The following is a 24,335-nucleotide window of genomic DNA, read 5'->3' on the forward strand; positions in this document are numbered from 1 at the left end:
GGCCGGGGATGGTCAGTCCTCGTCGTTGAGGTAGCTGACCTTGCGCAGGTCCGGCAGCAGCAGGCAGACCACCAGCGCCACGCCGCACATCACCGAGACGTAGATGTAGAAGTACGACTCCACGCCCAGGTTCTTCAGGCCCAGGGCCACGTATTCCGCCGAGCCGCCGAAGATGGCGTTGCCCACCGCGTAGGACAGGCCCACGCCCAGGGCGCGGATTTCCGGCGGGAACATCTCCGCCTTGATCAGCCCGCTGATGGAGGTGTACAGGCTGACGATGGCCATGGCCGCGATGATCAGCACGAAGGCCAGGTAGGGGCTGGTGGTGGTCTTGAGCGCGGAGAGGATCGGCCAGGTGCAGAGCATGCCCAGCACGCCGAACCAGAGCATCGAGGTCTTGCGCCCGATGCGGTCGGAGAGGGCGCCGAACAGCGGCTGCATGCACATGTAGAGGAACAGCGCGAAGGTCATCACGCCACTGGCCACCTTGGCGTCCATGCCCACGGTGTTGACCAGGTATTTCTGCATGTAGGTGGTGAAGGTGTAGAAGATCAGCGAGCCGCCGGCGGTGAAGCCGAGCACGGTGAAGAAGGCGCGCTTGTGGTGGGCGAACAGCTCGGTAAGGGTGCCGGACTCCTTGCGGTGCAGGTTCTCGTCCTTGGCCGTCTCGCTGAGCGAGCGGCGCAGGTAGAAGGCGATCACCGCGGTGATGGCGCCGACCACGAAGGGAATCCGCCAGCCCCAGGCGCGCAGCTCGTCGTTGCTCAGCAGCTGCTGCAGGATCACCACCACCAGCACCGCCAGCAGCTGGCCGCCGATCAGGGTGACGTACTGGAAGGAGGCGAAGAAGCCGCGCTGGCCCTTGAGCGCCACCTCGCTCATGTAGGTGGCGCTGGTGCCGTACTCGCCGCCCACCGACAGGCCCTGGAACAGCCGCGCCAGCAGCAGGCCGGCCGGCGCCAGCACGCCGACGGTCTCGTAGGTGGGCATCGCCGCGATGGCCAGGGAGCCGCCGCACATCATCAGCACCGAGATCATCATCGCCGTCTTGCGCCCCTTCTTGTCGGCGATGCGGCCGAACATCCAGCCGCCGATCGGGCGCATCAGGAAGCCGGCGGCGAACACCCCGGCGCTGTTGAGCAGCTGCACGGTGGGGTTGTCCGAGGGGAAGAAGGCATGGGCGAAGTAGATGGCGGTGAAGGCGTAGACGTAGAAGTCGAACCACTCCACCAGGTTGCCGGAGGAGGCGCCGACGATGGCGAAGATGCGTCGGGTACGTTCTTCGGCAGAGTAATGCGGTATGGGTGCGTTCATGCGGGCTCTCTCGTCGATGAAGCTGTTATTGGCGTTGTACGGCGGGCCTCCCTGTCCGCCGGACGAGGTGTGGCGGGCCGCAGCCTGCCGACACAATCTGTTACAGGAGTATAGCCCCCTGCCGATAGCCAGCTAACGATGAATCCCGCCCATGGCCGGCGGCCCGGCCATTGAAAGGGCGAATATCGAACGCCCGTTCGGCATTTCCGATTGACCGGCACAAGGCCAGCTTCTATCGTTTCGCCACCCACGCGTGCCTGCCGGGACTACTTGTCAGGTACCCCTCGGTGGGCCGCAGGGTCCGACCTTGTCCACAAGACAAGGTCGATTACCTTCCCCTCGCAGGGCGGCTCCTGCCGCAAAGCCTCGGTGCCCCGTCCACACCCCCGGACGCGCAGGCACCGGGGGGATAATGGTCCCCCCGCCCCACCTCCCCGTCGTCGCCCCGTGCCCGTCCGCCGCCGCCCGGCTGACGGAATTGTCATGTCCGCCTCATCTCCGGGTCATTCCGCCGTCATCAGGATGGAGCCTGCCCGCGCGCGGCCCCGCCGCCGCGGGCGCACAACGACAACGCGGCGCGCCCCGCGCAGCCGCCTGCACACCATGGAGCGATCGATGACACAGCGGAACATTCCCCTGGCCCTTTCCCTGCTCGCCGCCGGGCTGGCCAACCCCCTGGCCGGCGCCGAGGAAAGCGCCGAAGGCTTCCTCGAAGGCAGCCGCCTGGACATCCTCAACCGCAACTTCTACTTCAACCGCGACGACCGCCACGGCCAGGCCAGCCCCAAGGGCAACGGCTATTCCGAGGCCTGGGCCCAGGGCCTGGTGGGCCGCTACCAGTCCGGCTACACCCAGGGCACGGTGGGTTTCGGCGTCGACGCCTTCGCCATGCTCGGCATCCAGCTGGACAGCGGCGACGGCCGCAACGGCGGGCACAGCTCCTTCGACGTGCTGCCGGTGGACGCCCGCGGCCGCACGCAGAACGAATACGCCAAGGCCGGCGGCGCCGCCAGGTTGCGCCTGTTCGACACCGAGCTGCGGGCCGGCGACGTGTTCCCGCAGACCCCGGTGGTGCACTACGGCGACTCGCGCCTGCTGCCCGAGACCTTCCGCGGCGTGACCCTGAACAACGCCAGCCTCGAGGGCCTGGACCTGCAGGCCGGGCGCCTGCATTCGATGAGCCAGCCCAACGAGCGCAAGATGAGCGAAGGCTTCTCGACCTTCTACGCCGGCCCCGTGGACGCCCCCTGGATCGCCTACCTGGGCGGCGACTACGCGCTCACCGACGAGGTCAGCCTGAGCCTCTACGGCAGCCGCCTGAAAGACGCCTGGAAGCAGTACTACGCCGCCACTTCGGCGACCTACCCGCTGGCCGACGGCCTGGACCTGATCGGCGGCTTCACCTACTACAAGTCGGTGGACGACGGTGGCCGCGAGCTGCTGGGCGAATTCAATACCAACATCTGGAGCGGCAAGCTCGGCGTACGCTTCGGCGCCCACACCCTGGCCCTGAGCCACCAGCGCAACAACGGCAACAACGACTTCGACTACCTGCGCCAGTCGGACTCGATCTACCTGGACAACTCCATCCAGTACACCGACTTCAACTCGCCGAAGGAGCGTTCCTGGATGCTCCGCTACGACCTCGACATGCAGGCCTACGGCGTGCCCGGCCTGAGCTTCATGACCCGTTACGCCCGCGGCGGCGACGCCGACTACAGCCATGCCAACGCGGTGTACATGCGCCGCGACGAAAACGGCGACCCACTGACCGACCAGAAGCGCTGGGAGCGCGACATCGAGGCGAAGTACGTGGTGCAGGACGGCAGCCTGAAGGACCTGTCCTTCCGCCTGCGCCAGGCGACGACGCGGGCCACGGCCTTCGAGTCGGACCTGGACGAGGTGCGGCTGATCGTCGAGTACCCGCTGCGGGTGCTTTGAGGTCCAGCTGTGGATAAGGCCCCTGCGGGGGCCTTTTTCGTTTGCGGGGGTGGTTTGGCTTTTCGTAGGAGCGAGCTTGCTCGCGAATGGTGGTCTGCCGGGACTTCGGTGCCTGGCCTGAAGAACGCCCTCTCCCTAACCCTGGCTGCGCGCCCCGCTCCGAAGGGAGAGGGGACCGTTCGGAGTGCTCGGGTATTTCGGCGTTAGCCGGGCAGCACCGTTGGTTTCCGGCTGAAACCATTCCTCCTCTCGGCACGGACTAGCCCCCTCTCCCTTCAGGGCGGGGCGCGCAGCCGAGGGCTGGGGAGAGGGAGCGGAGTCAAACCAAAATACCGAGGCCGCCTGGAAACGCTGTTCGCGAGCAAGCTCGCTCCTACACAAAAGCCCAACCTCTCCCTATCAAAATCGTCATCCCCACCTCAGCATCCTGTTACCGACGACAGGTTCCAATAACCCCCGTCAGCCCCCACTCGTGTGAACTGACGGTCGTCCCGGCAGCGAAAGCTCCTTTGGTGAGAGACGGCCCCTGAGGCGCCCACCTGCGGGCGCCTTTTTTTCGGCCGGGCTCAGGCCGCCTCGTCGCGGCGGTGGGCCCAGCGGTACAGCGCCGGCAACACCAGCAGCGTGAGCGCAGTGCTGGAGAGAATGCCCCCGATCACCACCGTAGCCAGCGGCCTTTGCACCTCGGCGCCGGTGCCGGTGGCCAGGGCCATGGGCACGAAGCCCAGGGAGGCCACCAGGGCCGTCATCAGCACCGGGCGCAGGCGCGTCAGGGCGCCCTCGCGGATGGCCGCGTCGAGGCCGCGGCCTTCCTCGCGCAGGTTGCGGATGAAGGCGAGCATCACCAGGCCGTTGAGCACCGCCACCCCGGACAGGGCGATGAAGCCCACCCCGGCGGAGATCGACAGCGGGATGTCGCGCAGCCACAGCGCCGCCACCCCGCCGGTGAGGGCGAAGGGGATGCCGGTGAACACCAGCAGGCCGTCGCGGACGTTGCCGAACATCATGAACAGCAGCACGAAGACCAGCAGCAGCGCCACCGGCACCACCACCTGCAGGCGCTCGGCCGCCGACTGCAACTGCTCGAACTGGCCGCCCCAGGCGGTCCAGTAGCCGGCCGGCACCTGCACTTCGCCGGCCAGGCGCTGTTCGGCCTCGGCGACGAAGGAGCCGATGTCGCGGCCGCGCACGTTGGCGCTGACCACCACCAGGCGCTTGCCGTTCTCCCGGCTGACCTGGTTCGGCCCCTGCAGCAGCTGCAGCCGCGCCACCTGGCCGAGGGGATGAAGGCGATGCGCCCGTCGGCACCGGCCGGCAACGGCAACAGCAGCCGCGACAGGCCGTCGACGTCGCTGCGCTGCGCCTCGGGCAGGCGCACCAGCAGGTCGAAGCGGCGGTCGCCCTCGAACAGCGTGCCGGCCTGGCGCCCGCCCACGGCGATGGCGACGAAGTCCTGCACGTCGCCGACGGCCAGGCCGTAGCGCGCCGCCCGCTCGCGGTCGATGTCGAGGGTCAGCACCGGCAGGCCGCCGGTCTGCTCCACCTTCACCTCGGAGGCGCCGGGCACCTGGCGCAGGGCCTCGGCGATCTTCCCGGCGGTCTGCTCGAGCACCGCCATGTCGTCGCCGAAGACCTTCACCGCCACGTCGCTGCGTACCCCGGAGATCAGCTCGTTGAAGCGCAGCTGGATCGGCTGCGACAGCTCGTAGTTGCTCCCCGGCACCTCGGCGGCGGCGCGCTGGATCTCCGCCACCAGCTGCGCGCGCGGCTTGCGCGGGTCCGGCCAGTCCTGCTGCGGGCGCAGCATCAGGTAGCTGTCGGAGATGTTCGGCGGCATGGGGTCGGAGGCGATCTCGGCGGTGCCGGTGCGGGCGAACACCCGCTGCACCTCCGGCACCCGGGCGAGGATGTGGCGCTCCAGGCGCGCCTGTAGCGCCACCGACTGCGTCAGGCTGGTGCCCGGCACGCGCAGCGCCTGCAGGGCGAAGTCGCCCTCGCTGAGGCTGGGCACGAACTCGCTGCCCATGCGCGTGGCCAGCAGGCCGGCGCCCAGCACCAGCAGCGCGGCGCCGGCGAACACCCGCGCGCGGTGGCCCATCACCCAGCCCAGCACCGGCTCGTAGCCGCGGCGGGCGCCGCGCATCAGCCAGTTCTCCCGCTCCTGCACCCGGCCGCTGACGAAGATCGCGATGGCCGCCGGCACGAAGGTCACCGACAGCAGCATGGCGCCGAACAGCGCGATGACCACGGTGAAGGCCATGGGGTGGAACATTTTCCCCTCGACGCCGGTGAGGGCGAAGATCGGCAGGTACACCACCATGATGATCAACTGGCCGAAGATCAGCGCGCGGCGTGCCTCCTTCGACGCGGCGAACACCTCGTGCAGGCGCTCGCTGCGCGTCAGCAGGCGGCCGTGGTGCTGCTGGGCGTGGGCCAGGCGGCGGATGGCGTTCTCGACGATGACCACGGCGCCGTCGACGATGATGCCGAAGTCCAGCGCGCCCAGGCTCATCAGGTTGGCGCTGACGCGGTTGGCGAACATGCCGCTGAAGGTGAACAGCATGGCCAGCGGGATGACCATGGCGGTGATCAGCGCCGCGCGGAGGTTGCCGAGGAACAGGAAGAGCACGGCGATGACCAGCACCGCGCCCTCCAGCAGGTTCTTCTTCACCGTGGCGATGGCCTTGTCCACCAGTTGCGTGCGGTCGTACACCGGCACCGCGCGCACCCCCGCCGGCAGGCTGCGGTTGACCTGCTCCAGGCGCTCGGCCACGGCGGCGGCGACGCTGCGGCTGTTCTCGCCGATCAGCATGAACACCGTGCCCAGCACCACCTCGCGGCCGTTCTCGGTGGCCGCGCCGCTGCGCAGTTCGCGGCCGATCTGCACCTGGGCCAGGTCGCGCACGCGGATCGGCGTGCCGTCCAGGTTGGCCACCAGCACGTTGCCGATGTCCTCCAGCCCGGCCAGTTGCCCCGGCGCGCGCACCAGCAGCTGCTCGCCATTGCGCTCGATGTAGCCGGCGCCGACGTTGCCGTTGTTGCGCTCCAGGGCCGCCAGCAGATCGGCCAGGGTCAGGCGGTGCGCGGCCAGGCGCTGCAGGTCCGGCGCCACCTGGTACTGCCGGGCCTGGCCGCCGATGGTGTTGATCTCGGCCACGCCGGGCACGTTGCGCAGCTGCGGCTTGACGATCCAGTCCTGGATCACCCGCAGGTCGGTGGGGGTGTAGGGCGTGCCGTCCTCCTTGCGCGCGTCCTCGGCGGCCTCGATGGTCCACAGGAAGATCTCGCCCAGGCCGGTGGAGATCGGCCCCAGCGCCGCCTCGGCGCCTTCGGGCAGCTGCTCGCGGGCCTGCTGCAGGCGCTCGTTGACCAGTTGCCGGGCGAAGTAGATGTCGGTGCCGTCGGCGAAGATCGCCGTCACCTGCGACAGCCCCGAGCGCGAGATCGAGCGCGTCTGCTGCAGGCCCGGCAGGCCGGCCATGGCGGTCTCGATGGGGTAGGTGATGCGCTGCTCGGTCTCCAGCGGCGAGTAGCCGGGGGCGGCGGTGTTGACCTGCACCTGGACGTTGGTGATGTCGGGCACCGCGTCGATCGGCAGCTTCTGGTAGCTGGCCACGCCCAGGACGGCCATGCCCAGCACGGCGAGCAGCACCAGGTAGCGCTGCTCGATGGCGAAACGGAGGATGCGTTCGAACATGGGGGGCTCCGGCGGTCAGTGGGCGTGCTCGGCGCTGGCCTTGCCCAGCTCCGACTTGAGGACGAAGCTGCCGGCGGCGGCGACCTGCTCGCCGGCCGCCAGGCCCTGCAGCACCTCCACCCGGCCCTGGCCGCGGGCGCCCAGGCGCACCGGCTGGGCGACGAAGGCGCCGTCGCGGCGGACGAACACCACGTCCCGTTCCTCCAGGCGCTGCACGGCCGCCTCCGCCACGCTGACCGCCGCCGCCCGCGGCGCGGCGGCCAGCGTCACCTGCACCGGCAGGCCCGGCCGCCAGGCGCCGCCGGGGTTCGCCACCACCACCCGGGCGCTGGCCATGCGCGACTGCTCGCCCAGCAGGCTGCCGACCTGGGCGACGCGGCCCTCGGCGCGCATGCCCAGGTCCACCGCCTCGACCTGCGCCGCCTTGCCCAGCTGCACCCAGGCCAGGTCGCGCGGCGCCACAGCGAAGGTGGCCCAGACCCGCGACAGGTCGGAGAGGGTGAAGGCGGCGCTGCTGGCATCGACCACCTCGCCCAGCACCAGGTGCTTCTCCACCACCACGCCGTCGAAGGGCGCGCGCAGTTCGTAGCGGTCGCCGCCGGCACCGCCCAGGGCGCCGAGCTTCTGCCGCGCGTTGGCCAGGGCGATCTCGGCTTCCTGGCGGGCCTGGCGCGCCTGCAGGTAGTCCTGCTCGGCGGAGACCTTTTCCCGCCACAGCTGGCGCTCGCGCTCATCGGTCACCCGCGCCAGCTCGACGCGCTGCTGCGCCGCCGCCAGTTCGCTGCGCAGGTCGGACAACTGCGGGCTGGCGATCACCGCCAGCAGCTCGCCGCGCTTCACCGCCTGGCCCAGCTCGGCCGCCACCTGCTGCACCACCCCGGCCACCCGCGGCACCAGGTGCGCGGTGCGGTCGGCGTCGAAGGCGATCTCGCCGGGCAGCGTCAGGCGCGCGGACAACGCCGCCGGCGCGGCAGGCTCCAGCGCCACGCCGGCCGCATGCAGCTGCTCGTCGCTCAGGCGCAGGCCGGCGTCCTCTTCCTCGCCATGCTCGCCGGCCCCGGCGTGGTGCTCGTCGTCGCCGTGACCTTCGGCATCGGCATGCGCCCCGGCGGCGGCCTCGCCATGGTGTTCGCCGTCGGCGTGGGCGCCCGCCTCGCCGTGCCCTTCGGGCGCCTGGGCGGCACCGCCCGGCAACAGGGTGGCGACGCCGACCAGCGCCAGCAGGAACAGCACGGCGGCGGCGATCTTCATTTCTCTCGACTTCATGGACTCTCCCGGATGGCCCCGCGCCTCAGGCGCCGATCAGGCTCGACAGCGCGCCCAGGGCGCGGAACAGGTCATGGATGCACCAGTGCCCGGCGGCGAAGCCGTGGGCCTGGCAGGGAAGGGGGCCGCCGGTGGCCAGCGCTACCGCCGCCAGCAACACCGGCGACAGCCGGGCGCACAGGGAGCGCCCGGCCATCAGCGCGACGCCAGGTCGCCGAAGATGCGCTCGGTGCGCCCGCGGGCCTCGGCGAGGCGGGCCAGCGCCTGCAGGTACTGGTCGCGCGCGGCGAGCAGGGTGCGCTGGGCGTCAAGCACTTCCAGGAAGCCGAACTTGCCCATCTCGAAACCGCGGGTGGCGCTGTCCAGGGCCTGGCGCGCGGCCGGCAGCAGGGTGTCGCGCAGGGTCCGCGCCTCGTGCTGCGCAGTGCCCCACAGGTCCAGGGCCTGCTGCGTCTCGCGGCGCAGGCGCAGCTCGGTGGCGTTGCGCAGGTCGCGGGCCTGGTCGGCGCGGCGCGCCTCGGCCAGCAGGCGGCCCTGGTTGCGGTCGAACAACGGCAGCGGCAGGGACAGCCCGACCAGGTTCACCCGCTCGCGGGCCTCGTGGTCGTACTGGCTGCCCAGGCTGACGTCGAGGTTGGGCACGCGCTCGGCCCGCGCCAATTGCACGGCGGCCTCGCGCTGGTCGACCTGCAGCAGCGCCAGGCGCAGCTCGGCGGCCTCGTCCAGGCGCCGCAGCAGCTGCGCGGCCTGGGGCGGCGCCGGCAGATCGGCGTTGCCAGCCACCTCGGCGAACCCCGCTTCGGCCTGCCCCATGAGCCCGGCCAGCACGCGGTAGGCCTGGTCGCGGCCGATGCGTGCGCGCTGCAGGTCCAACTCCACCTCGGCCAGTTGCACCTGTGCCCGCGTCGCCTCCAGCGGCGCCGACTTGCCGGCGCGCACCCGCGCCTCGGCGGCGCGCAGGCCGCGCTGGCCAAGCGACACCGATTCCTCGCCCAGGCGCAGGCGCTCCTGGGCCTGCTGGGCGGCCTGGAAAGCCTCCAGCACCTCGGCGCGTAGCGCGTTGCGGCGCACTTCCAGCTCCATTTCGGCGATCGCCTCGCCACGTTCGGCCACGGCCACCCGCGCGCCACGCTTGCCGCCCAGCTCCAGGGGCTGGGTCAGGGAGAGGGTGGTGGTGGAACGGTCGCGGCGGGTGTCTTCCGTCTCCCAGGACAGGCTCGGGTTCGGCAGCAACGCCGCCTGGCGCCGCTCGCCCTCGGCGATGCCCGGGCCACGGGCCACGGCGGCCAGCTCGGGGTTGGCGCCCAGCGCGCTGCGCAGGGCCTCGTCGAAGCCCAGGGTGCGGGCCTCGACTGGCCCGCCCAGAAGGCCGAACAGCAGCAGGAACAGCGACAGGGGCGCCGGCCACGGACACAAGTCCGCAGCCGGCCGCCGGAACAGGGCACGACGGTAGGACACGGCACACCTCGGGAAACGACCTCGGACGGAAACCGCGGGCGGCTTCCACGTATGAATCGGCGGCAACTTTCGGAAAGTTGCGCCAAGTGTCGCCAAGGTAATGCCGGCCTTTTATCGGCAAGGTGACCTGCCAATTACAAATATGACAGACAAGGAAAAAGCGTTTTATTCCTGTCTACCATTGCCCGTGCCGCTATTCGCGGCCGGCTCCCCATTCCCGGCGCCAGTCAGACAACCCCATATGCATCAGCGGCTTATGCGTCCAGGAAAGGCGCCTGGGCAATATCCGGAAACATCATTGGACGGGCCTGGATATTGACCCTTTAGCAACTACAGCCCTCAGCCTCGCCCACCGTTAATTACCGGAAAGTTCCGAGCGGATATATCCGTAAATCGCACAACGAATATGAACAGAATTGTCAGATTACTGAATGGAAGGTGACTGCCCATATGCGAATCCTAGTGGTGGAAGACGAAGCCAAGACCGCCGATTACCTGCACCAGGGCCTGAGCGAGAGCGGCTTCGTGGTCGACCGCGCCGGCAATGGCGTCGACGGCCTGCACCTGGCGCGCCAGGGCAGCTACGAACTGATCATCCTCGACGTGAACATGCCGCAGATGGACGGCTGGGAAGTGCTCCGCCAGCTGCGCCGCGAGAGCGACACGCGGGTCATGCTGCTCACCGCCCGCGGCCGCCTGGCCGAGCGCGTGCGCGGCCTGGAGCTGGGCGCCGACGACTACCTGGTGAAGCCCTTCGAGTTCCCCGAGCTGCTCGCCCGGGTGCGCACCCTGCTGCGCCGCAGCGAGCGGGTGAGCGCGCCGCCGGTGCTGCAGGTGGCCGCCCTGGAGCTGGACCCGGCGCGCCACCGCGCCTACCGCGAGGGCCGGCGCATCGACCTGACCACCAAGGAATTCGCCCTGCTGCACCTGTTGATGAGCCGCAGCGGCGAGGTGCTGACGCGCACCCAGATCATCTCGCTGGTGTGGGACATGAACTTCGACTGCGACACCAACGTGGTGGAGGTCACCATCCGCCGCCTGCGGTTGAAGGTCGACGACCCCTTCGACAGCAAGCTGATCCACACCCTGCGCGGCGTCGGCTACGTGCTCGAGGTCCGCGAATGAAGCCGGCCACCCTGTCCACCCGCCTGGGCCTGGGCATCGGCCTGCTGTGCGCCGGCCTGGTGGTGGTGCTCGCGCTGCTCGCCTACGGCGCCCTCGACCACGAGTTGCAGAGCCGCGCGCGCAACGAGCTGGCCGACAAGCTCGGCCAGGTGCGCCATGCCCTGGGCGCGGGGCTGGACGACCGCGACCTGGTCCGCGGCCCCCACGAGCTGCTGGACGTGGTGGCCGGCCACGACAACCTGTCGCTGACCCTGCTCGCCCCGCGCCCGGGCCAGGCGCCGCTGCTGGACACCGGCCCGCCGCTGCGCCGCGCCAGCCTCGACCGCCTGCTGCCGGGCGCCGGCCTGGGCTACCACGCCTGGGCCGACGCCGGCGGCCAGCGCCTGCTCACCGCCAGCAGCGTGGTGCGCCTGGCCAACGGCGCCAGCGTGCGCGTGCTGCTGACCCTGGAGCGCAGCAACGACGACGCCCTGCTCGGCGCCTTCCGCCGCTCGGTGCTGGCCGGCGTGCCCTTCCTGTTGCTGCTGGTGGGCCTGGGCGCCTGGTACGCGGTGCAGCGCGGGCTGTCGCCGCTACGGCGCTTCCGCCGGGTGGCGGCGAACATCTCCACCGAGGACCTCAGCCACCGCATCCCGGTGGAGAAGCTGCCCCTGGAGCTGGGCGAGGTGGCCCAGGCGCTGAACGTGATGCTGCACCGCCTGGACCAGGGCGTGCAGCAGCTCACGCAGTTCTCCGACGACCTCGCCCACGAGCTGCGCTCGCCGATCGGCAACCTGATGGGCAAGGCCCAGGTGACGCTCTCGCGGGAGCGCCCGGCGGAGGAGTACAAGGCGGTGCTGGCCTCGGGCATCGAGGAGCTGGAACGGCTGTCGCGCATCGTCAGCGACATGCTGTTCCTGGCCCAGGTCAACCAGGCCCAGGTGCCCTTCGAGCGCCTGTCGCTGGGGGACGAGGCCACCCGCGTGGCGGAGCTGTTCCTCTACGCCGCGGAGGACAAGCGGGTGGACATCGAGCTGAGCGGCGACGCCTGGGTGACGGGCGAGCGCCTGATGGTCCAGCGGGCGATCTCCAACCTGCTGTCCAACGCCATCCGCCACACCCCGGAAGGCAGCCGGGTGTGCATCGACATCGAAAGCGGCATGGAAGGCGCCACCCTCAGCGTCGCCAACCCCGGCCCGGGGATAGCGCCGCAGCACCTGCCGCGGCTGTTCGAGCGCTTCTACCGCGCCGATGGCGGCCGTTCGCGGGCCGAGGGCGGCACCGGCCTGGGCCTGGCCATCGTCCGCTCGATCATGAGCCTGCACCGTGGCAGCGTCGCGGTGGACAGCCGGCCGGAGGGGCCGACCTGCTTCCACCTGCGCTTCCCCGAGGCGGCCGCCTGATCACTTGCCGCGGTTGCAGCTGACGCGCTCGGCGCGGTACTCCAGGCGCTGCTCGGCGCCGCCCGAGTCCAGGTAGCGCATGCGCACCGGCACCACGCCGCAGCCCTTGGCCGGCGAGACCTCCAGGACCTGGGCGATGTCCAGGCGCATGCCGTACTCGTAGCGCCGGTAGTCCGCGGCCGCCGTCTCGGCGGCGCCGCGCATGGCCACCTGGCGGGCCTGCTCCATGCGCGCGAAGGTGCGGTCGCCACCGCTCTCGGCCAGGGCCAGGGACGAAACGCCGAGCAGGCCGGCGAGCAGGAAGGGGCGGATCGGGTTCATGGCAGTCACCTCGTCGGTGGTGGTGGAAACTGCCTTCACCTTAAGCAGCCGGCCCTAACGGGAGCCTGAGGGGCGCATGACGATTCGGTAATCCGCCGGCGGCAACCGCATCCGGCCCGCGGTGTAGGGCGCATAACGCCTATGGCGTTATCCGCCATTACCGTCGGGCACCGGTGTTTCCGGCCAACGGCGGATAACCGCGAACGGTTATGCGCCCTACGGGTTGCCCCGGCACCAGGCCCATGTAGGAGCGCGCCCTGCGCGCGAATCGCGGGCAGGGCCCGCTCCTACAGGTGGCGCCAACGGTGGACGCACCAAGGCCCCTCGCGGGGCCTTTTTCATGCATCCGGGCGCGCGGCTTATTCCACGGTCACCGACTTGGCCAGGTTGCGCGGCTGGTCGACGTCGGTGCCCTTGAGCACCGCCACGTGGTAGGACAGCAGTTGCAGCGGCACGGTGTAGAGGATGGGCGCCAGGCAGTCGTGGATCGGCGGCATGCTCACCACGTGGGTGCCCGGACCGTTGCCGATGCCGCTGTTGGCCTCGGCGAAGACGATCAGCTCGCCGCCGCGGGCGCGGACTTCCTGCAGGTTGGACTTGAGCTTTTCCAGCAGCTCGTTGTTCGGCGCCACCGTGACCACCGGCATGTCGGCATCCACCAGGGCCAGCGGGCCGTGCTTGAGCTCGCCGGCCGGGTAGGCTTCGGCGTGGATGTAGGAGATTTCCTTGAGCTTCAGCGCACCTTCCATGGCCACCGGGTACTGGGCGCCGCGGCCGAGGAACAGGGTGTGGTGCTTCTCGGCGAACAGCTCGCCGACCTTCTCCACCACCTTGTCCATCGCCAGGGCTTCCTCCAGGCGCGTCGGCAGGCGGCGCAGGGCTTCCACCAGCTCGGCCTCGACGCCCTCGCCCAGGCGGTCCTGCACCCGGCCGATGGCCAGGGTCAGCAGCAGCAGGGCCACCAGCTGGGTGGTGAAGGCCTTGGTCGAGGCCACGCCGATCTCCGGGCCGGCCAGGGTCAGCAGGGTCATGTCCGACTCGCGCACCAGCGAGCTGGTGGCCACGTTGCAGATCGCCAGGCTGGAGAGGAAGCCCAGCTGCTTGGCGTTGCGCAGCGCGGCCAGGGTGTCGGCGGTCTCGCCGGACTGGGAGATGGTGACGAACAGGGCGTCGGGCTGCACCGCCACCTTGCGGTAGCGGAACTCGCTGGCCACCTCGACCTGGCAGGGGATGCCGGTCAGCTCTTCCAGCCAGTAACGCGCCACCAGGCCGGCGTGATAGCTGGTGCCGCAGGCGACGATCTGCACGTTGCGCACCTTGGCGAACAGCTCGGCGGCGTTCGGCCCGAAGTTCTCCACCAGCACCTGGCCGGCGCCCAGGCGGCCTTCCAGGGTGCGCTGCACCACCTTGGGCTGCTCGTGGATTTCCTTGAGCATGAAGTGGCGGTACTCGCCCTTGTCGGCGGCCTCGGCGCCCTCGTGGTACTGCACCGCCTCGCGCTTCACCGGGCGGCCTTCGGCGTCCCACAGCTGCACGCTGTCGCGGCGCAGCTCGACGATGTCGCCTTCTTCCAGGTAGATGAAGCGGTCGGTGACCTGGCGCAGGGCCAGCTGGTCGGAGGCCAGGAAGTTCTCGCCCAGGCCCAGGCCGACCACCAGCGGGCTGCCGCTGCGGGCGGCGACGATGCGGTCCGGCTGGTCCAGGCTGATCGCCGCCAGGCCGTAGGCGCCGTGCAGCTCCTTGACCGTGGCCTTGAGCGCGCTGGCCAGGTCGCCCAGCTCGCGCAGGCGCAGGTGCAGCAGGTGGACGATGACCTCGGTGTCGGTCTGCGAGCTGAACACGTAGCCCTCGCCCTTGAGGTACTCGCGCAGCTCCTCGTGGTTCTCGATGATGCCGTTGTGCACCACCGCCAGGCGGTCGTGGGAGAAGTGCGGGTGGGCGTTGGCCTCGCTGGGCGCGCCGTGGGTGGCCCAGCGGGTGTGGGCGATGCCCAGGTGGCCGGCCAGCGGCTGCTCGGCCAGGGCCTGCTCCAGGCTCGCCACCTTGCCGACGCGGCGGCGGCGCTGCAGTTCGCCGGCGGCGTCCACCAGGGCCAGGCCGGCGCTGTCGTAGCCGCGGTATTCGAGGCGCTTGAGGCCTTCGATCAGGATCGGGGTGACGTTGCGTTCGGCGATGGCGCCTACGATTCCACACATGGGGCGTTCTCCTGGGTTCGTTCAGCGCGCGCGTATGACTTTCACGCCGCGCGCCTCGATCTGGGCACAGGCCTCGTCGCTGAGGCGCTCGTCGGTGATCAGGGTCTGGACGCTGCTCCACGGCAGCTCCAGGTTGGGCATGCGCCGCCCGAGCTTGTCGGCCTCGGCCATGACGATCACCTCGCGGGCGACCTCGGCCATCACCCGGCTGAGCCCGAGCAGTTCGTTGAAGGTGGTGGTGCCGCGCGCGGGGTCGAGGCCGGCGGCGCCGATGAACAGCTGGTCGAAGTCGTAGGAACGCAGCACCTGCTCCGCCACCTGGCCCTGGAACGACTCCGAGTGCGGGTCCCAGGTGCCGCCGGTCATCAGCAGCACCGGCTCGCGCTCCAGCTCGCGCAGGGCGTTGGCGACGTTCAGCGAGTTGGTCATCACCACCAGGCCGGGCTTGTGCCCGAGCTCGGGGATCAGCGCGGCGGTGGTGCTGCCGCTGTCGATGATGATCCGCGCGTGCTCGCGGATGCAGGCTGCCGCGGCACGGGCGATGGCCTGCTTGTAGGGCGACAGCGGCGGGCTCGGCTCGGCCAGCAGTTCCTGCGGCATGGGCACCGCGCCGCCATAGCGGCGCAGCAGCAGGCCGTTGCTCTCCAGGGCGGCCAGGTCCTTGCGGATGGTCACCTCGGAGGTGGCGAAACGCCGGGCGAGGTCGTCCACGCTGACCTCCCCCTGCTGGTTGAGCAGGGCGAGTATCTCGTGGCGGCGCTGGGGCGTGTTGCGTTTCGACATGAAGGCTTATGTTTCGATTCGAAAGTTATAGGTGCGAATCAAAACCCAAGAGCTTTCATTCGTCAAGCTTGGATGATGAGAGGTCGGGGCTTGGGGCGGCGCGGATCTCATCCGCGAAACGCACCGGGACGTCCGGCTATCGCGGACAAAGTCCGCTCCTACGGTTCCAGGGAAGCACGGTCGTAGGAGCGGACTCCGTCCGCGATTGGATTCACCGGCCACGCCGGACGCCCCGGTGGCACGGATGGCGGCGGATAACCGCGAACGGTTATTCGCCCTAGCCCGTGCCATTCCCCATAGGGCGCATAAGCCTACGGCGTTATCCGCCATGATCGCGGACAAAGCCCGCTCCTCCAGGGATATGCCGTGCCTCGGCAAATTGTAGGAGCGGGCCCTGCCCGCGATTCGCGCGCAGGGCGCGCTCCTACAGGGGGCGGCCTAGCCCATCTCCAGGCGGTTGCGGCCGCCGCGCTTGGCGCGGTACAGGGCCTGGTCGGCGCGTTCGAAGGCCACTTCGTTGCGCTCGCCAGTGCGGAACTGGGTGAGGCCGGCGGAGCAGGTGATGACCAGCGGTTCGCCCTTGAAGTGGAAGGGGATGCGCTCCACCGCCGTGCGCAGCGCTTCCAGCAGCTGGCGGCCGCCGTCCAGGGGGGTGGAGGGCAGCAGCACGACGAATTCCTCGCCGCCGAAGCGGGCGATGAAGTCGGTCTTGCGCAGGCGCTTGGCCAGTTCGCCGGCGATGATCTTCAGCACCTTGTCGCCGGCCAGGTGGCCGTAGTCGTCGTTGATGCGCTTGAAGTGGTCGACGTCCAGCACCGCCAGCAGCAGTTCGCCGCCGAAGCGCTGGACCCGCGCCACCTCCAGTTCCAGGCGCTCGCTCAGGGCGGCGCGGTTGGGCAGGCCGGTGAGGGGGTCGGTCAGGGCCTTCTGCCGCTGGTCCTCGATGCTGGCCTGGAAGGTGCGCGCCTCTTCCTCCATCGAGGAAACCCGCGCCACCAGCGCCTGCAGGCGCTCCCCGGCCTCGCGCTCGCGGGCCTCGCGTTCCTGGCGGTGCCGCTCGATGCTGCCGAGCAGGCCTTCCAGGCGCCCTTCCACCGAGCGCTTGAGGCTGTCCAGGTCGGTGGCCTGCTGCACGCTGCTCTGCAGGCCGCTGACCTGGTCGCGCAGGTCGTCGTCCAGGCGCCGGGCGCTGTCGGACACGGCGTCCTGGCCCTGCTGCACGGCGCCGAGGCTGTCGAGGAAGGTGCTCAGGCGGTCGTTGAGCTGGTGCAGGTAGCCTTCGAAGGCAGCCTGGCCGCTGTCGTTGAGGGCCAGCACCAGCACCGCCAGGTCATCCAGCACCGGCACCAGTTCGTACCAGTTCAGGCTGCCGTTGATGCGTTCACGCAGGGCCTGGGCCTGCGGGCGGTAGGCGGCCGGCAGCTGCAGCTGGTCGAGCAGGTTCAGCAGGCTGGCCTCGATGTGCGGCGCCACGGCGCTGTAGCCGGGCTCGGGCATCGGCGGCAGGGCGTAGTGCTGCTCGCCCTCGCCGTCCAGCAGCACCGGGCGCGGCGCGCTGGGGATGAGGTCGGCGGGCAGCGGCAGGCTGTCCAGCAGTGCAGCGGGCGGCGCGGGCGACGGCGGCTCGGGGTCGGCCTGTACCGCCACCGCGGCAGGCGCCGGGGCCGGGGCCGCGATGGCCGCGGCGGCCTCGGCACTCACTGGCGCCGCCGGCGTTTCGCTGGCCGGCGTGCCAGGGGTGACGGTTGCGGGCTGGGCGGGGCCGTCCTCGTCCTCTTCGCGGCCACCGAACAGGCGCTGCAACAGGCCGGGGCGCGGCGCCTCGGCGTCGGCCAGTTGCTCCAGCACGCGCCGCTGCAGGTTGCCCAGCTCGCCGAGCAGCACCGGCAGCTCGCGGGACTGGCTGGCGCGCGCCTCCAGGTCGCGGGCGAACAGCTTCAGCGGCAGGCGCACGTCCCGCGGCAGGTCCAGGCCCAGCAGCTGCTGGGCGATCTGCTGCAGCGCCGTGACGTTCTGGCGGATGCGCTGCTGGCGGCGCTGCTCGGAGTCCAGCACGGTCTTTTCCAGGCGCGGGATGAGCCGCGCCAGGCCGGCGTCGATGTCGTTGCGGCGCAGCAGCTCGCGCAGTTCCTGCATGCACTGGTCGACCGCCTTGTCGCTGCCCTCGGCGGCCAGGCTGCTACGCACCAGGCCGCGGCGCAGCAGGTCGACGCGCACCTCCCAGCGGCGCTCCAGGCGCTCCTGCTGGTCGATGTTGGCGAGGTACTTTTCCTTCCAGCGCTGGTTGTCGTCGCGGCTCATCGAGCGTCCTTGAGAGAAAGCGCGGAGTCTTGCCGGCAGCCGTCCGGCAGGCGGATCTCCACGGCCACCGGCAGGTGGTCGGAGATCGGCTCCGGCAGCACGCTGACCCGCTCCAGGGTCAGCCCGGGGCTGAGCAGGATATGGTCCAGGCAGCGCTGCGGGCGCCAGCTGGGAAAGGTCGCCTGGACCTGCGGTGCGATCAGCCCGAGATCGCGCAGCGGCGAGGTCTCCAGCAGGTCGGTGGCGTGGGTGTTCATGTCGCCCATCAGCACCTGGTGGCGGTAGCCCTGCAGCAGCTCGCGGATGTAGGCGAGCTGGCGGGTGCGCGTACGCGGGCCCAGGGCCAGGTGCATCATGATCACGGCCAGGGCGTTGTCGCCTTCGCCGAAGCGCATGAGGATGGCCCCGCGGCCGGGCGGGCCGGGCAGCGGGTGGTCTTCCAGCAGGGTCGGGCGCAGGCGGCTGAGCAGGCCGTTGCTGTGCTGGGCGATGCGCCCGAGGTTGCGGTTGAGCTGCTGGTACCAGTAGGGGAAGGCGCCCAGTTGGGCCAGGTGCTCCACCTGGTTGACGTAGCCGGAGCGCAGGCTGCCGCCGTCGGCCTCCTGCAGGGCCACCAGGTCGTAGCCGGACAGCAGGTCGCCGATGCGCTGCAGGTTGCCGGCGCGCCCGGCGGCGGGCAGCAGGTGCTGCCAGCCGCGGGTCAGGTAGTGGCGGTAGCGCTCGGTGCTGATGCCCACCTGGATGTTGAAGCTGAGCAGGCGCAGGCGGCCGTCGGCGGGATAGCCGGATTCGGCGGCCTGCGAATTGACCTGCGCGGGGCGGGAAGCGACCACCCGCTGCTGGCGGAGCCTGCTCAGCATCGCGGCTTACCTCACTGGGCGGCCTTGGCGGCGTCGCGTTCCTTGGCGATCAGGAAGTCGGCCAGTTCCAGGGCCTTCTCCGGGCCGCCGGCCGAGCCGATGTCGAAGCGGTACTTGCCGTTGACCACCATGGTCGGTACGCCGCTGATCTGGTAGGCCATGGCCAGCTTCTTGTCCTTCTCGATCTGGCCCTTGATGGCGAACGAGTCGAAGGTGCTGAGGAACTTGTCCTTGTCCACGCCCAGCGGGGCGAGGAATTCGGCCATTTCTTCCGGGGTGGCCAGTTTCTTGCCTTCCTTGTGGATGGCCTCGAACACGGCGGTGTGCACCTTGTGCTCCACGCCCATGGCTTCCAGGGTCAGGAACAGCTGACCGTGGACGTTCCAGATACCGCCGAACATGGCCGGGATGCGGACAAAGTGCACGTCGGCCGGCAGCTTCTCGACCCACGGGTTGATGGTCGGTTCGAAGGCGTAGCAATGCGGGCAGCCGTACCAGAACAGCTCCACCACCTCGATCTTGCCGGGCTTGGACACCGGGACAGGGGTGCTCAGCTCGGTGTACTGCTTGCCGGATTCGAACTCGGCGGCTTGCGCGCTGAGACCGAACAGGCCGGCGAAGGCCAGTACGGCGGTGAAAATCAGGTTACGCATGGTTCACTCCTTGGCTGGATCGGTGGCGCCGCGGCGCGGCCGTGGTTGGACTCGAGAGGCCGGCGGCGGTTCCAGGCATTGTAGTGGCGCCGGATACGAAAAAGGGTGGCCGAAGCCACCCTTTTTTTTCAAGCCGTGCCGCGCGGCACAGGCCTCAGTGCAGGCCTTCGATGTAGCTGGAGACGGCGGCGATGTCCTTGTTGGACAGCTTGGCGGCGATGCTGCGCATGATCATGCTGTCGCCGTCGTTGGTGCGGTCGCCTTCGCGGAAGTTGGTCAGCTGCTTGGCCACGTAGGCCGCGTGCTGGCCGCCCAGGTGCGGGAAGGCGGCCGGCTCGTTGCCCACGCCGTTGGGCGAGTGGCAACCGGTGCAGGCGGGCATGCCCTCGGCCAGCTTGCCGCCGCGGTACAGGGCCTCGCCGGCGGCGACCAGCTTGGGATCGGCGGCGCCGACGCTCATCTTCTGGCTGGAGAAGTAGGCGGCGATGTCGGCCAGGTCCTGGTCGCTGAGGTTGGTCAGCAGGCCGGTCATCTCCAGCACGGTACGCTTGCCATCCTTGATGTCATGCATCTGTTTGAGCAGGTACTTGTCCCCCTGGCCCGCCAGTTTCGGGAAGTTCGGCGCCATGCTGTTGCCATCGGCACCATGGCAGGCGCCGCACACGGCGGCCTTCGCCTGGCCGGCCTTGGCGTCGCCGACTTCGGCGTGGGCCATACCGGTCAGTCCCAGGGTCAAGAGCAGACTCACGATTATTTTGTTCATCAGCTAATCCATTACGGCTAAAGGTGAAAGTAGAGAGGCTGGGGTTACTGGGACATCCACTGGATGATCGCCTTGTAGTCCTCGGCACTGCAGTCGGTGCACAGGCCACGCGGGGGCATGGCGTTGAAACCGTTGGTGACGTGCTGCACCAGCGTATCCATGCCTTTGTCCAGGCGCGGTTTCCAGGCTGCGGCGTCGCCCTTCTTCGGGGCCATTGGCAACTGGCCAGCATGACAGGCACCGCAAGCCCGGTTGAATACCGCCTCCGGGTCCTGCGCGGCCTGCACGCCGGGAGCCAGCGCGGCGGCTACGGCTGCGAACAGCAGTTTCTTCATGATCGTCCTCATCGGGAGGGAACGTCCGCGTTCTATTGCGCGGCCGGTTGATTATCGCGTTCCCGTGGCGCCCGACCCTGGGGGATAAAGCGCACACAAAATCCGCGGCATTATATACTTCGCCTGCCTGTTCGAAAACGAGACCGGCCCCCGCGACACCGAGTCGCACCCCGCCGCGGAAGCCCCCCATGCCCCCAAGACACCTGCCAAGAACCCCATCCTCGGCCTTTGCCAGCAAGCAACCTTCCTCATCAGCGCGGCCAAGGTCGAGCAGTGCCCGGAGGACAGCGGCCGCGAAGTCGCCTTCGCCGGCCGTTCCAACGCTGGTAAGTCTAGCGCGCTAAATGCACTCACCCATGCCAATCTGGCGCGAACCTCGAAAACCCCCGGGCGCACCCAGCTGCTGAACTTCTTCCGCCTGGACGACGAGCGCCGCCTGGTCGACCTGCCCGGCTACGGCTACGCCAAGGTGCCGATCCCGCTGAAGCTGCACTGGCAGCAGCACCTGGAGGCCTACCTGAGCAGCCGCGAGAGCCTGGCCGGGGTGGTGCTGATGATGGACATCCGCCATCCGCTGACCGAGTTCGACCGCCTGATGCTCGACTGGGCCCAGGCCAGCCGGCTGCCGATCCACGTGCTGCTGACCAAGGCCGACAAACTGGCCTTCGGCGCGGCGAAGAACGCGCTGCTCAAGGTGCGCCGCGAAATCCAGCAGGGCTGGGGCGACGTCGCCAGCGTGCAGCTGTTCTCGGCGCCCAAGCGCGAGGGGTGGAGGAGGCGCAGCAGGTCCTGGCGGCCTGGCTGGGCCTGCAGCCGGAAGGGGACGAGGAAGCGGCCGAACAGGCCTGAAGGCCCGCCGCAGGGGGTGCCGGCAGGCCGCCGGCACTTTCGCGCGGGCAAAAAAAACCCCGAGCTTCGTATGGGGAGGGGGAAGTTCGGGGTTTAAGTCCGGACCGCTAGGGCGGGGTCCAGGATTCTGCCAACACTAAACACTGCAAAGGAGCATCGAAGGGCTTCTCCAGCCATTCACGAGTTCTGACCCGGGCTGCGGTGGGAAAGTTCAGTGGCGGATGAAAAAAATTTCCCCCGGTCCTTTTCAGGGATTCCCGAGACGCCCCGCAGGGCCCGCCGCACGGGCCCTGCGACCGTTCGTCAGTGGGCTTGGTCCCAGTTCGAACCGCTGCCGGTTTCGACGATGAGCGGTACCGCCAGCTGCGCCGCCGCCCCCATCAGTTCCCGCAGTTTCGCCGCGACTTCCTCGACCAGGCCCTCGCGCACTTCCAGCACCAGTTCGTCGTGCACCTGGAGGATGACCCGGGCATCGACGCCGCTGGCCTGCAGCCAGTTATCCACGTCGACCATGGCGCGCTTCATGATGTCCGCCGCGGTGCCCTGCATGGGCGCGTTGATCGCGGTGCGCTCGGCGGCCTTGCGCATGGCCTGGTTCTTCGAGCCGATTTCCGGCAGGTACAGGCGGCGGCCGAAGAGGGTCTCGACGTAGCCCTGCTCGGCGGCCTGGGCGCGGGTGCGCTCCATGTAGGCCAGCACCCCGGGGTAGCGGGCGAAATAGCGGTCGATGTAGGCCTGGGCCTCCTTGCGCTCGACGCCGATCTGCTTGGCCAGGCCGAAGGCGCTCATGCCGTAGATCAGGCCGAAGTTGATGGCCTTGGCGCGGCGGCGCTGCTCGGGGGTGACTTCTTCCAGCGCCAGGCCGAAGACCTCGGCGGCGGTGGCGCGGTGCACGTCGCGGTCGTGGCGGAAGGCATCCAGCAGGCCTTCGTCCTGGGCCAGGTGGGCCATGATGCGCAGTTCGATCTGCGAGTAGTCGGCCGACAGCAGCCGGCAGCCCGCGGGGGCGACGAAGGCCTGGCGGATGCGCCGGCCCTCGGCGGTGCGGATCGGGATGTTCTGCAGGTTCGGGTCGGTGGAGGACAGCCGCCCGGTGGCGGCCACCGCCTGGTGGTAGCTGGTGTGGATGCGCCCGGTGCGCGGGTTGATCTGTTCCGGCAGCTTGTCGGTGTAGGTGCTCTTGAGCTTGCTCAGGGAGCGGTACTGCATGATCACCTTGGGCAGCTCGTAGTCCTGCTCGGCCAGGTCGGCCAGCACGTTCTCGGCGGTGGACGGCTGGCCGGTGGCGGTCTTGGCCAGCACCGGCAGGCCGAGCTTCTCGTAGAGGATGGCGCCGAGCTGCTTGGGCGAGCCGAGGTTGAACTCCTCGCCGGCCAATTCGAAGGACTTGCGTTCCAGTTCGACCATTTTCTCTCCCAGTTCGCGGCTCTGCAGCCCCAGGAGGTTGGCGTCTACCAGCGCGCCGTTGCGCTCGATGCGCGCCAGCACCGGCACCAGCGGCATCTCGATCTCGGTCAATACCCTGGCCAGCGACGGGATGGCCTGCAGCTTCTCCCACAGGGCGTGGTGCAGGCGCAGGGTCACGTCGGCGTCCTCGGCGGCGTAGGGGCCGGCCTGCTCCAGGGCGATCTGGTCGAAGGTCAGCTGCTTGGCGCCCTTGCCGGCGATGTCCTCGAAGCGGATGGTGCTGTGGCCCAGGTACTTCAGCGCCAGGCTGTCCATGTCGTGGCGGGTGGCGGTGGAGTTGAGCACGTAGGACTCGAGCATGGTGTCGAAGGCCACGCCCCGCACGGCGATCGGCGTGCTGGCGTTGGCCAGGACGTTGATGTCGTACTTGGCGTGCTGGCCGACCTTGGCCTTGTCCGGGTCTTCCAGCAGCGGCTTGAGGGCCCGCAGCACGGCGTCGCGGTCCAGCTGCTGGGGCACGCCCATGTAGCTGTGGGCCAGGGGCACGTAGGCCGCCTCGCCCGGCTCGACGGCGAAGGACACGCCCACCAGCTGCGCCTGCTGGGCGTCGATGCTGGTGGTCTCGGTGTCGAAGGCGACCAGTTCGGCGGCCTGCAGCTTCTGCAGCCAGGCATCGAAAGCGGCCTGCTCCAGCACCGTTTCATAGCGCGATTCCTGCGCCGGGGCGTCCTCGGCGGGACTCTCGCCGGCCTCCTTGGCCTCGCGCAGCAGGTCGTCCAGCCAGTTCTTGAACTCCAGCTGGCGGTACAGCTCGATCAGCGCCTCGCGGTCCGGCTCGCCCGGGTGCAGCGCGTCCAGCTCGACGTCCAGGGCGACGTCGGTCTTGATGGTGGCCAGCTGGTAGGACAGGTAGGCCTGCTCGCGGTTTTCCTCGAGCTTGGCCGGCAGGCCCTTGGCGCCGCGGATCGGCAGCTCGGGCACCTTGTCCAGGCTGGCATAGAGCACGTCGAGGCCGCCGCCGACGCCGGTGAGCAGGCCCAGCGCGGTCTTCTCGCCGACCCCGGGCACGCCGGGGATGTTGTCGACCTTGTCGCCCATCAGCGCCAGGTAGTCGATGATCAGCTCAGGACCGACACCGAATTTCTCTTTCACGCCATCCACGTCCAGCGTGCTACCGGTCATGGTGTTGACCAGCGTAATGTGCCCGTCGACCAATTGGGCCATGTCCTTGTCGCCGGTGGAGATCACCACCGGGCGCTGCGCCGCGGCGCTGCTGCGGGCCAGGGTGCCGATCACGTCGTCGGCCTCCACCCCTTCCACGCACAGCAGCGGCAGCCCGAGCGCGCGCACCGCCGCGTGCAGCGGCTCGATCTGCACCCGCAGCTCGTCCGGCATCGGCGGGCGGTGCGACTTGTACTCGGCGAACAGCTCGTCGCGGAAGGTCGGGCCCTTGGCATCGAAGACCACCGCGAAGGGGCTGTCGGGGTACTGCTTGCGCAGGCTCTTGAGCATGTTCAGCACCCCCTTCACCGCGCCGGTGGGCATGCCGGTGGAGGTGGTCAGCGGCGGCAGGGCATGGAAGGCGCGGTACAGGTAGGAAGAGCCGTCCACGAGGACGAGGGGTGCTTGACTCATGAGTGGAATCAACCTTTTCCGGAGGCCAGGGGCTAGAATGACCCCAGCCG

Annotated in this window: 16 protein-coding genes and 2 pseudogenes; 4 read left to right on the forward strand and 14 right to left on the reverse strand. The window is 69.6% G+C overall.

The window, feature by feature from the left end; translation table 11 throughout:
- Positions 1–12: 12 nt before the first annotated feature.
- Positions 13–1,314 (reverse strand): MFS family transporter, encoded by a 1,302-nt coding sequence (locus PKO50_RS30450; protein ID WP_275628095.1) that lies wholly within the window; start codon positions 1,312–1,314, stop codon positions 13–15.
- Between the two features lie 615 nt (positions 1,315–1,929).
- Between PKO50_RS30450 and PKO50_RS30455 the strand changes: the two genes are divergently transcribed.
- Positions 1,930–3,255: an OprD family porin gene (locus tag PKO50_RS30455; RefSeq protein ID WP_275628096.1), complete on the forward strand. Its 1,326-nt coding sequence runs from the start codon at positions 1,930–1,932 to the stop codon at positions 3,253–3,255.
- A 566-nt stretch (positions 3,256–3,821) separates the two neighbouring features.
- Here the strand turns inward: PKO50_RS30455 and PKO50_RS30460 are convergent.
- The 4 genes and pseudogenes from PKO50_RS30460 to PKO50_RS30475 all read right to left on the reverse strand — a co-directional run bounded on the left by PKO50_RS30460 (position 3,822) and on the right by PKO50_RS30475 (position 9,676).
- Positions 3,822–6,952 (reverse strand): annotated as a pseudogene (locus PKO50_RS30460) (CusA/CzcA family heavy metal efflux RND transporter).
- Between the two features lie 15 nt (positions 6,953–6,967).
- Positions 6,968–8,218, reverse strand: coding sequence for an efflux RND transporter periplasmic adaptor subunit (locus PKO50_RS30465; RefSeq protein WP_275628097.1), 1,251 nt, complete (start codon positions 8,216–8,218; stop codon positions 6,968–6,970).
- A 25-nt stretch (positions 8,219–8,243) separates the two neighbouring features.
- Complete coding sequence (locus PKO50_RS30470) at positions 8,244–8,414, reverse strand: hypothetical protein (RefSeq protein WP_275628098.1); 171 nt, start codon at positions 8,412–8,414, stop codon at positions 8,244–8,246.
- The gene (locus tag PKO50_RS30475) at positions 8,414–9,676 is read right to left on the reverse strand and encodes a TolC family protein (protein WP_275628099.1); all 1,263 of its coding nucleotides are present in this window, start codon (positions 9,674–9,676) and stop codon (positions 8,414–8,416) included. The genes PKO50_RS30470 and PKO50_RS30475 overlap by 1 nt, the downstream gene beginning before the upstream one ends.
- Positions 9,677–10,126: 450 nt before the next feature.
- On the opposite strand from PKO50_RS30475, the gene PKO50_RS30480 reads away from it, so the two are divergent.
- Both PKO50_RS30480 and PKO50_RS30485 read left to right on the forward strand, forming a co-directional pair.
- On the forward strand, positions 10,127–10,801 hold the full coding sequence (locus PKO50_RS30480; protein WP_275628100.1) for a heavy metal response regulator transcription factor: 675 nt from the start codon (positions 10,127–10,129) through the stop codon (positions 10,799–10,801).
- The gene (locus PKO50_RS30485; RefSeq protein ID WP_275628101.1) at positions 10,798–12,183 is read left to right on the forward strand and encodes a heavy metal sensor histidine kinase; all 1,386 of its coding nucleotides are present in this window, start codon (positions 10,798–10,800) and stop codon (positions 12,181–12,183) included. The genes PKO50_RS30480 and PKO50_RS30485 overlap by 4 nt, the downstream gene beginning before the upstream one ends.
- Here the strand turns inward: PKO50_RS30485 and PKO50_RS30490 are convergent, their stop codons facing one another.
- The 8 genes from PKO50_RS30490 to PKO50_RS30525 all read right to left on the reverse strand — a co-directional run bounded on the left by PKO50_RS30490 (position 12,184) and on the right by PKO50_RS30525 (position 20,394).
- A complete protein-coding gene (locus tag PKO50_RS30490) occupies positions 12,184–12,504 on the reverse strand; it encodes a co-regulatory protein PtrA N-terminal domain-containing protein (RefSeq protein ID WP_089390785.1) in 321 nt (106 codons plus the stop codon).
- 359 nt (positions 12,505–12,863) lie between these two features.
- A complete protein-coding gene (gene glmS / locus PKO50_RS30495) occupies positions 12,864–14,699 on the reverse strand; it encodes a glutamine--fructose-6-phosphate transaminase (isomerizing) (RefSeq protein WP_275628102.1) in 1,836 nt (611 codons plus the stop codon).
- Between the two features lie 21 nt (positions 14,700–14,720).
- Positions 14,721–15,482: a DeoR/GlpR family DNA-binding transcription regulator gene (locus PKO50_RS30500; protein ID WP_109934903.1), complete on the reverse strand. Its 762-nt coding sequence runs from the start codon at positions 15,480–15,482 to the stop codon at positions 14,721–14,723.
- A 438-nt stretch (positions 15,483–15,920) separates the two neighbouring features.
- Positions 15,921–17,783 carry a GGDEF domain-containing protein gene (locus tag PKO50_RS30505; protein ID WP_275628103.1) on the reverse strand — a complete coding sequence of 621 codons (1,863 nt, stop codon included), beginning with the start codon at positions 17,781–17,783 and terminating at the stop codon, positions 15,921–15,923.
- Positions 17,780–18,643, reverse strand: a complete 864-nt coding sequence (locus PKO50_RS30510) for an endonuclease/exonuclease/phosphatase family protein (RefSeq protein ID WP_275628104.1) — start codon at positions 18,641–18,643, stop codon at positions 17,780–17,782. The genes PKO50_RS30505 and PKO50_RS30510 overlap by 4 nt, the downstream gene beginning before the upstream one ends.
- An 11-nt stretch (positions 18,644–18,654) precedes the next feature.
- A complete protein-coding gene (gene dsbA / locus PKO50_RS30515; RefSeq protein ID WP_089390780.1) occupies positions 18,655–19,296 on the reverse strand; it encodes a thiol:disulfide interchange protein DsbA in 642 nt (213 codons plus the stop codon).
- A 154-nt stretch (positions 19,297–19,450) separates the two neighbouring features.
- Positions 19,451–20,059: a c-type cytochrome gene (locus PKO50_RS30520; protein WP_109934900.1), complete on the reverse strand. Its 609-nt coding sequence runs from the start codon at positions 20,057–20,059 to the stop codon at positions 19,451–19,453.
- A 44-nt stretch (positions 20,060–20,103) separates the two neighbouring features.
- A complete protein-coding gene (locus PKO50_RS30525) occupies positions 20,104–20,394 on the reverse strand; it encodes a c-type cytochrome (RefSeq protein ID WP_109934899.1) in 291 nt (96 codons plus the stop codon).
- 217 nt (positions 20,395–20,611) lie between these two features.
- Between PKO50_RS30525 and yihA the strand changes: the two are divergent.
- Positions 20,612–21,243, forward strand: a pseudogene (yihA, locus tag PKO50_RS30530) (ribosome biogenesis GTP-binding protein YihA/YsxC).
- A 303-nt stretch (positions 21,244–21,546) separates the two neighbouring features.
- Here the strand turns inward: yihA and polA are convergent.
- Positions 21,547–24,285, reverse strand: coding sequence for a DNA polymerase I (gene polA, locus PKO50_RS30535; protein ID WP_275628105.1), 2,739 nt, complete (start codon positions 24,283–24,285; stop codon positions 21,547–21,549).
- Positions 24,286–24,335: the final 50 nt, after the last annotated feature.

Origin of the sequence: Pseudomonas sp. 273 (genome assembly GCF_029201425.1) — a bacterium.
Lineage (GTDB): Bacteria > Pseudomonadota > Gammaproteobacteria > Pseudomonadales > Pseudomonadaceae > Pseudomonas > Pseudomonas delhiensis.